Origin of the sequence: Streptomyces sp. NPDC059002, assembly GCF_042740435.1 — a bacterium.
In the GTDB taxonomy this organism is placed as follows: Bacteria; Actinomycetota; Actinomycetes; order Streptomycetales; family Streptomycetaceae; genus Streptomyces.
Map to the genome: position 1 here is coordinate 172,142 of NZ_JBHYJI010000001.1, position 10,413 is coordinate 182,554.

Genomic DNA, 10,413 nt, shown 5'->3' on the forward strand with positions numbered 1-10,413 from the left:
ACGGCAGCAACTGGGGCCCCAGCGTCACAGGGTGGGAATCCCTCGGCGGCATCTGCATGAGCGAACCCGTCGCGGTGTCGTGGGGACAGAACAGGCTGGACCTCTTTGTGGTCGGCACCGACTCGGCGCTCCATCACAAGTGGTGGGACGGCAGCAACTGGGGCCCCAGCATCAAGGGCTGGGAATCCCTCGGCGGAGTGTGCGAGGGCACCCCCGTCGCCGTTTCCTGGGGCGCGAACCGGCTCGACCTCTTCGTCGTCGGCACCGACTCCGCGCTCCACCACAAATGGTGGGACGGCAGCAACTGGGGCCCCAGCGTCACAGGGTGGGAATCCCTCGGCGGCATCTGTACGAGTTCGCCGACGGCGGTGGCCTGGGAGCCGAACCGGCTCGACGTGTTCACCAGGGGCACGGATTCGGCGCTGTTCCACAAGTGGTGGGACGGCAGCAACTGGGGTCCCGGAGTCAAGGACTGGGAATCCCTCGGCGGCGTCCTGACCCGCTTCACGGACTGAGGGCCCTCCGGCAGCGGCCGGGTCATTCCTCGTGTCTGGCCCGGCTCGGCTGCACCCGCTTCGGCTCCCCCGGCATCTTCGGGAACTCCGGCGGATACGGCAGGTCGCCGAGGCCCCGGTCCCGCTCGTCCCGGTCGGCCAGTTCGAGGAGCGCGTCGAGGGAGCCGGGCGCGTCCGCCATGTCGGCGTGCACATCGCCGACCTTCGCGAAGCGCTCCGGCATGGTGCCGATGTCGAAGTCCTCGGGCACCGCGTCGTCGACCTCCGTCCACCGCAGCGGCGCCGACACCGGGGCGTGGGGGCGGGCCCGTACGGAGTAGGCGGAGGCGATGGTGCGGTCCCTGGCCGTCTGGTTGTAGTCCACGAAGACCCGCTCCCCCCGCTCCTCCTTCCACCACGCCGTCGTCACCGCGTCCGGCATGCGCCGCGCCAGCTCGCGCCCGCAGGCGATGGCGGCCCGCCGCACCTCGGTGAAGGTCCAGCGCGGTGTGATCGGCACGAAGACGTGCAGGCCGCGCCCGCCGGAGGTCTTCGGCCAGCCCGTCAGGCCCCCGAACTCGTCCAGGACCGCGCGCAGTTCGTGCGCGGCCCGCACCGCCTCGGCGTAGTCCGTGCTGACCTGGGGGTCGAGGTCGATGCGGAGTTCGTCGGGGTGGTCGGCGTCGTCGCGCCGCACCGGCCAGGGGTGGAAGGTGAGCGTGCCGTACTGCGCGGCCCAGATCACGGCCGCCACCTCGGTCGGGCAGATCTCGTCCGCGGTGCGTCCGCTGGGAAAGGTGACGGTGCCGGTGGGGATCCAGTCGGGCAGGTTCTTCGGGGCGCGCTTCTGGTAGAAGGACTCGCCGGTCACGCCCTCCGGGTAGCGCTCCAGGGTCGTGGGGCGGTTCCTGAGCGCGCGCAGGATGCCGGGCCCGACGGCCACGAAGTACTCGGCGAGGTCCAGCTTGGTGAACCCCCGCTCGGGAAAGATCACCCGGTCCGGGCTGGAGAGCCGCACCGTCCGCTCCCCCGTGTCGATCTCCACGGCCGCGCTCTTGCCCTTGGCTGCACCCATGCGGGCCACGCTAAGCGGAGGGGGCATTCACCGCATACTGGGTGATACTGGCGCGCGCACCGCACGGGCGCCCCATAAATTGGGATCATGGACCTGCCGGTGCGGCCCCCCGTGAAACCCATGCTCGCCAAGCCCGTCGCGAAGATCCCGCCGGGCATGCAGTACGAGGCCAAATGGGACGGGTTCCGTGCGATCGTCTTCCGCGACGGGGACGAGATCGAGATCGGCAGCCGTACGGGGAAGCCGCTGACCCGCTACTTCCCGGAGCTGGTGGACGCCCTTCGGGAGCGGCTTCCGGCGCGTTGTGTGATGGACGGGGAGATCGTCATCGCCAGGGACGGGCGCCTTGACTTCGATGCGCTCACGGAGCGGATTCATCCGGCGGCGTCGCGGGTGGCGCTGCTCGCGGAGCGGACGCCCGCGTCGTTCGTCGCGTTCGATCTGCTCGCGCTCGGGGACGACGCGCTCCTCGACTCGCCGCTCGCCGACCGCAGGGCCCTCCTGGTGAAGGCGCTGGACGGCGTCACCGCCCCCGTCCACGTGGCCCCGGCGACCACGGATCCGGAGGTGGCGCGGGAGTGGTTCGAGCGGTTCGAGGGTGCGGGGCTGGACGGTGTCATCGCCAAGCCGCTCGATCTGCGCTACCGGCAGAACGAACGCCTCATGTTCAAGATCAAGCACGCACGGACGGCGGACTGCGTCGTCGCGGGCTACCGCTTCCACAAGAGCGGGCCGGTCGTCGGCTCGCTGCTCCTCGGGCTCTACGACGAAGGGGGCGCCCTGCAGCACGTCGGTGTGTGCGCGGCGTTCTCGATGCAGCGGCGTGCCGAGCTCGTCGAGGAACTGGAGCCGCTGCGGATGGAGTCCGCGGCGGGGCATCCGTGGGCGGCGTGGACGGACGAGTCCGCGCACGAGACGGCGAGGATGCCCGGCGCCCCGAGCCGCTGGTCGGGCAAGAAGGACCTGTCCTGGGTGCCGCTGCGCCCGGAGCGGGTCTGTGAGGTGGCGTACGACCACATGGAGGGCGGCCGGCGCTTCCGGCACACGGCCCGCTTCCGTACCTGGCGCCCCGACCGCACCCCGGAGAGCTGCACCTACGCCCAGTTGGAGGAGCCGGTGCGGTACGACCTCACGGATGTGCTCGGCCCACAGGCCTGACCCGCGCGCGGGCGAGCGTCCGCGACGTAATCACGCCAATGTGCGAAGCGGCTCCCGCGCACCTTCCGCCCCATTGACCCCGACCGTATGCTCCTGCGCCTGACACGTCAGTTACCGACGGTAAGGGGGACGGGGCATGGGGCACAGCGATGCCGAGGCGGGTGCGGGAAACAGGGGCAGCACGCGACGGGGATTCGTCGCGGGAGCCGCGGCGGTGGGCGGTGCCGCCGCGCTCGGCGTGGGCACGGGAGCGCTGCCCGCGGCCGCGGCCACCCCCGGGGCGCCGCGGGCTCGGCAGTCCGTGGCGGTGCTCGGCGGCGGCGTCGCGGGACTCACCGCCGCCCACGAGCTGGCCGAACGCGGCTTCGCCGTCACGGTCTTCGAGCGCAGGGCGCTCGGCGGCAAGGCCCGCAGCATGGACGTGCCGGACAGCGCGAAGGGCAACCGCAAGCCGCTGCCCGGCGAGCACGGCTTCCGCTTCATCCCGGGGATCTACCACAACCTCCCCGACACGATGCGCCGCATCCCCTTCCCCGGGAACGCGAACGGCGTCTGGGACAACCTGGCGGCGCCCCGCGAGATGTCGTTCGCGCGCACGGGCCGCGAGGACCTCCGCATGCCCATCCCGTGGCCGGGCAGCGACCCCGAGCAGCTCACGCCCGACGACATCGCGCGGGCGCTGACCGCGCTGCTCGACACCGCCTTCCACCTGCCCGCCCACGAGATCGCGTACTTCGTGAACCGCGCCCTGGTCTTCCTGACCAGCTGCGACGAACGCCGCGACGACGACTGGGAGTCGACGCCCTGGTGGGACTTCGTGCGCGCCGAGCGGATGTCGAAGGACTACCAGCGCATCCTCGCGATCGGCGTCACCCGCAACATCGTGGCGACGAAGGCCGAGGTCGCCAGCACCCGCACCGTCGGCACGCTCGGTGAGGCGTTCGTCTTCAACGCGCTCGGCCAGGGCGCGGACGGCCCGCCCGACCGGCTCCTGAACGCGCCGACCAACGAGGCGTGGATCGACCCGTGGGTGGCCCATCTCACGTCGCTGGGCGTGGAGTTCAAGGTCGGCTGGACCGTGCGCGAGCTGGCGTTCGGCGGCGGCCGCATCACCAGGACCGTGGTCGAGGACCCCGGCGGGGTGCGGCGCGACATCACCGCCGACCACTACGTCCAGGCGATGCCCGTGGAACACGCGCGCCGGACGTGGAGCGCCGAACTCAAGGCCGCCGACCCGCAGTTGGCGCGCTGCGACAAGCTGGAGACGGACTGGATGACGGGCATCCAGTTCTATCTGACGGAGCGCCCGCCCGTCGTGAAGGGCCACTTCAATTGCATCGACTCCCCCTGGTCGCTGACCGGTATCGCGCAGGCGGGGCACTGGCCGCACCGCGACTTCCCCGCCGACTACGGCGACGGCGTCGCGGTCGACTGTCTGTCGGTGGACATCTCCGAGTGGGACAAGCCGGGCATCCTGTACGGCAAGACGGCCAAGCAGTGCACGCGGGACGAGGTCGCCAAAGAGGTGTGGGCACAGCTCAAGGCCGCGCTCAACGACACCGGGAAGACGGTGCTCAGCGACAGCAAGCTGCACTCGTGGTTCCTGGACCCGGGCGTCGACGGCCTCGGCACCCCGCACCCGACCAACCAGGACGAGCTGCTCATCCACCCGGTGGGCACCCTGCACAACCGCCCGTCGGCCGCCACGAAGATCCCCAACCTCTTCCTCTCCGGCGACTACGTCTCCGTCGACATCGACCTGGCGACGATGGAGGGCGCCAACGCCTCGGCCCGCCAGGCGGTCAACGCCCTGCTTGAGCGGGCGGGTTCGGACCAGAAGCCCTGCACGGTGACCCCGCTGTTCCGCGCCCCGGCGATCGAACTCCTCAAGCGCCACGACCGCACCCGCTACCGGCTCGGCCTGCCGAACGCCCTGGATCTGGGCTGAGGGGCTGCGAGCGGGCGCGTACGGGGTAGGAACCCTCGCATGAGACGGCCGACGCACGCGCGCGCACGGACCGGGGCCGCGGTGGCGATCGCACTCGCCGCCCTGGCGTCCGGCTGCACCATCGACCCCTCCGGGGCGGACGGCAAGCCTCCGTCGGAGGGGTCGGGGCAGGGCGGCTCCGTGCTCGCCGTGAAGATCGACAACGTGGGTCCCGCGCGCCCGCAGACCGGTCTCGACGCCGCGGACGTCGTCTATGTCGAGCAGGTGGAGGCGGGCCTCAGCCGCCTCATGGCGGTGTACGCCTCGCGCGTGCCGTCCACGATCGGGCCGGTGCGCAGCGCGCGCGAGACCGATCTCGAACTGCTGAGGCAGTTCGACCGTCCGGTGCTCGCGTTCTCCGGGGCGCAGTCGAAGCTGCTCCCGCTGATCGCGGACGCACCCCTGCGCGCGCTGCCGCCGGGCAAGGCGCCCGGCGACGCCTACTTCCGGGGTGGCGGCAGGGCGGCGCCCCACAATCTCTTCCTGCGCCCCGGCGCCCTGAAGGCCGCCCCGCGCGCGAGCGGTCTGGAGAGCACCGGGTTCCGCTTCGGCCCGCGCCCGGCGGGCGGCACCCCGGAGACCCGCAGGACGGTGCGCTTCCCCGCGGCCCGCTTCACCTTCGACTGGGTGGAGTACGAGGGGCGTTGGCGCATCGCCATGGACGGGGAACGGGCCCGTACGTCCGAGGGCAAGGAGCTCGGCGCGGCCACCGTCGTCGTGCAGTACGTGAAGGTCCGCGAGTCCCGCTTCCACGACCGCTCGGGCAACGTCTCGCCGTTCACCGAGACGGTCGGTTCGGGCCGGGCGCGGGTGCTGCGGGACGGGCGGGCCTACGACGCACGCTGGGAGCGGCCCACGGCCGAGGACGGCACGGAGTTCACGACGGCGGACGGCGACCGGCTGCCGTTCGCCAAGGGGCAGGTGTGGGTGGTGTACGCGAAGGCCTGAGCGCCGCCGCCCCGGTCAGCCCCGGGTGACGGCGGCCGGTTCCACGGGGTTGCGCAGCCCTTCCGCGGCGTCCGCGACCCGCTGGATCAGGTCGAAGAACACGCTCTGCTCGTCGGTGGAGAGCGGTGCGAGGAAGACCTGGTTCATCCTGGCCGTGCGCAGGGTCAGCTTGCGGTGGGTGCGCACGCCCTCGTCGGTGAGGCGCAGCAGATAGCGCCGCCCGTCCTGCGGGTCGCGCACCTTGTCGAGCAGTTCGCGGCGGATCAGTCTGCTGATGACCTCGGCGACGGTGGACCGGTCGAGGCCCACCCGCTCCCCCACGGTCCGCTGGTCGAGGCCGGGTTCGGCGACGAGGGCGTTGAGCACGGCAAACTGGGGCGAGGTGATCTCCTCGGAGACCATCGTGTTCCACAGGAGGTAGTGCGCCTGCTGCAGCCGCCGGGCCAGATGCCCGGGGTGGGTGGCAAGGTCCACCGCGGCCATGGGGTTCTCCTTCTTAGTCGGTGCACTGAACAATACCTGGCCGAGGCCTCCTCCGTTACCTGCTCTTGCCACGAACTTCCGGACCTCCTACGCTCAGCTGAATAGTCAGTGCCCTGACTAATTGGTCCTGGCTCAGGGGACACGGAGACACGGAAAGAGGGGGCTGCGCGGATGGACAAGGTGATGGCCACGGCCGCCGACGCGGTGGCCGACGCCCGGGACGGGGCGTCGCTCGCGGTCGGCGGCTTCGGCCTGAGCGGAGTGCCGAACGAACTGATACGGGCGCTGCACCGGTCCGGTGTCACGGATCTGCACGTGGTGTCCAACAACTGCGGAGCGATGGACTCCGGGCTCGCCGTGCTGCTCTCGGCGGGCCGCATCGCCCGCGTGACCGGCTCCTACATCGGCGCCAACAAGGAGTTCGCCCGCCAGTACCTGGGCGGTGAACTGGAGGTCGAGATGATCCCGCAGGGCACCCTCGCCGAACGGCTGCGGGCCGGCGGCGCGGGCATCCCCGCCTTCTACACCCCCGCCGGGGTCGGCACCCAGGTCGCCGACGGCGGACTGCCCTGGCGCTACGACGGGGAGGGCGGGGTGCGGGTGGCGTCGCCGCCCAAGGAAGTACGCGACTTCGACGGCACGGAGTACGTCCTGGAACACGGCATCCGCACCGACTTCGCCCTGGTGCGGGCGGCCAGGGGCGACCGGCACGGCAACCTCGTCTTCGCCAAGTCCGCGCGGAACTTCAACCCCCTCGCGGCCATGGCGGGCCGGGTCACGATCGCCGAGGTGGAAGAGCTGGTGGAGCCCGGCGCCATCGACCCCGACGAGGTGCACCTGCCCGGGATCTTCGTGCAGCGGGTCGTCGCGCTCACCCCCGAGCAGGCGGCCGACAAGGGCATCGAGAAGCGGACGGTGAGTCTCTGATGGCGTGGACCCGTGAGGAGATGGCCGCACGCGCCGCGGCCGAGCTGCGCGACGGCCAGTACGTCAACCTCGGCATCGGGCTGCCGACGCTGATCCCCAACCATCTGCCGCCCGGCGTCGAGGTGGTCCTGGAATCCGAGAACGGCATCCTCGGCGTGGGCCCCTACCCCACCGAGGCCGAGGTCGACCCCGACCTCATCAACGCGGGCAAGGAGACCGTGACCGTACTGCCCGGCGCCTCCTACTTCGACTCCGCGCTCTCCTTCGGGATGATCCGCGGCGGGCACATCGACGTCGCCGTCCTGGGCGCGATGCAGGTGTCCGCCCGCGGCGACCTCGCCAACTGGGCGGTCCCCGGCAAGATGATCACGGGGATCGGCGGGGCGATGGACCTCGTGCACGGCGCCCGCACCGTCATCGTCGTCATGACGCACACCACCAAGGACGGCGCCCCGAAGATCGTCGACGAGTGTGCGCTGCCGCTGACCGGCAGGACGTGCGTCGACCGGATCATCACCGACCTCGGCGTGCTCGACGTCACCGGAGACGGCCTGGAACTGGTCGAGTCGGCGCCGGGCGTCACGGTCGACGAGATCACCGCACGGACCGCGGCGAAGGTGCACGTCCCCGAAGGAATCATCCCCGCCCCAGCACCCTCCCCCGCACTTCCCCCTGCACGGAGCCGCCGGACATGACGACGATCACGCAGCCCCAACCCCAGCCCCGGCCCCTGCCCGACGGACTCGACCAGCACGCGATCGACGCCGAGGTCGCCAGACTCCAGGCGGCAGCGGCCCCCGGGAACCATCCGCCGCGCGACTACCCGCCCTACCGCAGCAGCCACTTCCGCCACCCCAAGCGGCCCCTGATACCCGTCCGCGACCCGGAGGCGGTGGAGCTGACAGGACCGGCCTTCGGCGTCACCGACGTCACGGACCTCGACCGCGATCTGACGCGGCAGCACCAGGGCGAGCCGCTCGGCGAGCGGATCACCGTGAGCGGCCGGATCCTGGACCGCGAAGGGCGTCCTGTGCGCGGCCAGTTGGTCGAGCTGTGGCAGGCCAACGCGTCCGGGCGGTACGCCCATCAGCTGGACCAGCACCCGGCGCCCCTCGACCCGAACTTCACGGGCTTCGGCCGCTGTCTGACCGACGACACGGGCGCGTACTCCTTCACGACGATCAAGCCGGGCGCCTACCCGTGGCGCAATCACGTCAACGCCTGGCGCCCCGCCCATCTGCACTTCTCGCTCTTCGGCACGGCGTTCACCCAACGCCTGGTCACCCAGATGTACTTCCCCGGGGACCCGCTCTTCCCGTACGACCCGGTGCTGCGGTCGGTGACCGACTCCGCCGCGCGGCAGCGGCTCGTCTGCACCTACGACCACGACCTGTCCGTGCCCGAGTGGTCGCTCGGCCACCGCTGGGACATCGTCCTCGACGGCCCGTCCGCGACCCTCTTCGAGGAAGGCGAGCACCACTGATGCCGCACGCCCCCACCCCCTCGCAGACCGTCGGCCCCTTCTACGGCTACGCGCTGCCCTTCCCCGGCGGCGGCGAGGTCGCGCCCGCCGGGCACGCCGACACCATCACCCTGCACGGGTACGTCTTCGACGGCGCGGGACAGCCCGTCCCCGACGCCCTGATCGAGACCTGGCAGCCCGCCCCCGACCGCTCGCGCACGGGCGCGCCCGGCTCGCTGCGGCACGATCCCGTCACGGGGCGGGTGATCGGCAGGGACGGCGTCGCGTTCACCGGGTTCGGCCGGGTGCCGACCGACGCGGACGGCCACTGGACGGTGCGGACGCTGCCGCCCGGGGGCGTCTCGTACATCTCGGTCGCCGTCTTCGCGCGCGGGCTCCTCCATCACCTGTACACGCGCGCGTACCTGGTGGACGAACCCGGCGACGCGCTGCTCGGCTCGCTGGACGCGGAGCGGCGGTCCACGCTGATCGCCCGGAGCGAGCAGGACCGCACGTACCGCTTCGACATCCGTCTCCAAGGGGACGGCGAGACCGTGTTCCTGGAGTTCGCGTGACCGGCCTGCTCTCCCCCGGCTCGGTGGGCTCGCCCGCCGAGGCGGCGACGTCCGACGTGGCCTTCCTCCAGGCGCTCCTGGACGCCGAGTCCGCGCTCACCCGCGCCCAGGCCGCAATCGGCATCGCCCCGCAGGAAGCGGCGGCGGCGATCACGGAGGCGGCCCGTGACGCGGCCCGCTTCGACGCCCGCGCCATCGCGCTCCGCGCGCGGGACGGCGGCAACCCCGTGATCCCGCTGGTCGCGGACCTGACGGCCGCGGTGCCCGCGTCGGCGGCGCCGTACGTCCACCGGGGCGCGACCAGCCAGGACATCCTGGACACCGCCGCGATGCTGGTGTCCGCGCGGACCCTGGACCTGATCCTCGCCGACCTGGACCGCACGGCCGCGGCGACGGCACGCCTTGCCGCGGAGCACCGCGACACCCCGATGCCGGGCCGCACCCTGACCCAGCACGCCGTGCCGACGACGTTCGGCCTCAAGGCCGCGGGCTGGCGCGCCCTGGCCCTCGACGCACGGGACCGGGTGGAGACGGTACGGAGGAGCCTGCCGGTGCAACTGGGCGGCGCGGCGGGGACGTTGGCCGCCCTGGGCGCATACGGGGCGCAGGGCGGGGACGAGGGCCGTGACGGCGCCGACGCCGCCGTGCGGGTTCTTGCCGCGTACGCCGCCGAATTGGCGCTCCGCGAGCCCGCGCTGCCCTGGCACGTGCTCCGTACGCCCGTCGCCGATCTCGCGGGCGCGCTCGCCTTCACCGCGGGCGCGCTGGGCAAGGCCGCGGCCGACGTCCTCACGCTCTCCCGCACCGAGATCGCCGAGGTGTCCGAGGGGGTGGGCGGCGGGTCGTCCGCCATGCCGCACAAGGCGAATCCCGTGCGGGCCACGCTCGTCGCCGCGGCCGCGCGGCGCGCGCCCGGGCTCGCCGGGACGCTGTTCGGGTCCCTTGCCGCCGAGGACGAGCGGCCCGCGGGGGCCTGGCACGCCGAGTGGGAGCCCCTGCGGGAGCTGCTGCGCCTGACCGGCGGCGCGGCACGGGCCGCCGCCGAACTCGGCGAGGGACTGCGCGTCCATCCGGACGCGATGCGGGAACACCTGGGCCTGACAGGCGGGTTGATCGTGTCCGAGCGGCTCGCGGCGGAGCTGACACCGACGCTCGGCAGGGCCCGCGCGAAGGCGCTCCTGACCGAGGCCGCACACCGCACCCGTACCGAAGGCCGCTCCCTCGCCGACATCCTGGCGGACGAGCCCGCCCTCAAAAACCTCGAACCCGCCCCCAACCTCAGCAACCTCACCAACCCCACCCAC

The 10,413-nt window shown here is 72.4% G+C and carries 10 protein-coding genes and 1 pseudogene; 9 read left to right on the top strand and 2 right to left on the bottom strand.

Translation table 11 applies throughout. The annotated features are described in order from the left end of the window. Nucleotides 1-515, top strand: a pseudogene (locus ACFWZ2_RS00760) (hypothetical protein); the annotation flags it as partial. A 22-nt stretch (nucleotides 516-537) separates the two neighbouring features. On the opposite strand, the gene ligD reads toward ACFWZ2_RS00760, so the two are convergent. Next, nucleotides 538-1,569: a non-homologous end-joining DNA ligase gene (gene ligD / locus ACFWZ2_RS00765; RefSeq protein ID WP_384539693.1), complete on the bottom strand. Its 1,032-nt coding sequence runs from the start codon at nucleotides 1,567-1,569 to the stop codon at nucleotides 538-540. Nucleotides 1,570-1,656: 87 nt separating this feature from the next. Here ligD and ACFWZ2_RS00770 point away from each other — a divergent pair, with 87 nt between their 5' ends. From ACFWZ2_RS00770 to ACFWZ2_RS00780, 3 genes are all read left to right on the top strand, one after another. After that, entirely contained in the window at nucleotides 1,657-2,727 is a 1,071-nt protein-coding gene (locus ACFWZ2_RS00770) for an ATP-dependent DNA ligase (protein ID WP_384539696.1), read from the top strand. 136 nt (nucleotides 2,728-2,863) lie between these two features. Next, nucleotides 2,864-4,675, top strand: a complete 1,812-nt coding sequence (locus ACFWZ2_RS00775) for an FAD-dependent oxidoreductase (protein ID WP_384539699.1) — start codon at nucleotides 2,864-2,866, stop codon at nucleotides 4,673-4,675. Nucleotides 4,676-4,714: 39 nt separating this feature from the next. After that, complete coding sequence (locus tag ACFWZ2_RS00780) at nucleotides 4,715-5,662, top strand: DUF3048 domain-containing protein (protein ID WP_384539702.1); 948 nt, start codon at nucleotides 4,715-4,717, stop codon at nucleotides 5,660-5,662. A 15-nt stretch (nucleotides 5,663-5,677) separates the two neighbouring features. Here ACFWZ2_RS00780 and ACFWZ2_RS00785 read toward each other — a convergent pair whose 3' ends face one another. Next, a complete protein-coding gene (locus ACFWZ2_RS00785) occupies nucleotides 5,678-6,145 on the bottom strand; it encodes a MarR family winged helix-turn-helix transcriptional regulator (RefSeq protein ID WP_384539704.1) in 468 nt (155 codons plus the stop codon). 171 nt (nucleotides 6,146-6,316) lie between these two features. Between ACFWZ2_RS00785 and ACFWZ2_RS00790 the strand changes: the two genes are divergently transcribed. From ACFWZ2_RS00790 to pcaB, 5 genes are all read left to right on the top strand, one after another. Next, entirely contained in the window at nucleotides 6,317-7,072 is a 756-nt protein-coding gene (locus ACFWZ2_RS00790; RefSeq protein ID WP_384539706.1) for a CoA transferase subunit A, read from the top strand. After that, entirely contained in the window at nucleotides 7,072-7,767 is a 696-nt protein-coding gene (locus ACFWZ2_RS00795) for a 3-oxoacid CoA-transferase subunit B (RefSeq protein WP_384539709.1), read from the top strand. Before ACFWZ2_RS00790 ends, ACFWZ2_RS00795 begins: the two co-directional genes overlap by 1 nt. Beyond that, nucleotides 7,764-8,555 (top strand): protocatechuate 3,4-dioxygenase subunit beta, encoded by a 792-nt coding sequence (gene pcaH / locus ACFWZ2_RS00800; protein WP_384539712.1) that lies wholly within the window; start codon nucleotides 7,764-7,766, stop codon nucleotides 8,553-8,555. The genes ACFWZ2_RS00795 and pcaH overlap by 4 nt, the downstream gene beginning before the upstream one ends. Further along, nucleotides 8,555-9,109 (top strand): protocatechuate 3,4-dioxygenase subunit alpha, encoded by a 555-nt coding sequence (pcaG, locus tag ACFWZ2_RS00805; protein ID WP_384539715.1) that lies wholly within the window; start codon nucleotides 8,555-8,557, stop codon nucleotides 9,107-9,109. Before pcaH ends, pcaG begins: the two co-directional genes overlap by 1 nt. Then, on the top strand, nucleotides 9,106-10,413 hold a 1,308-nt coding region (gene pcaB / locus ACFWZ2_RS00810), incomplete at its 3' end, for a 3-carboxy-cis,cis-muconate cycloisomerase (RefSeq protein ID WP_384539718.1). The genes pcaG and pcaB, both read left to right, overlap by 4 nt.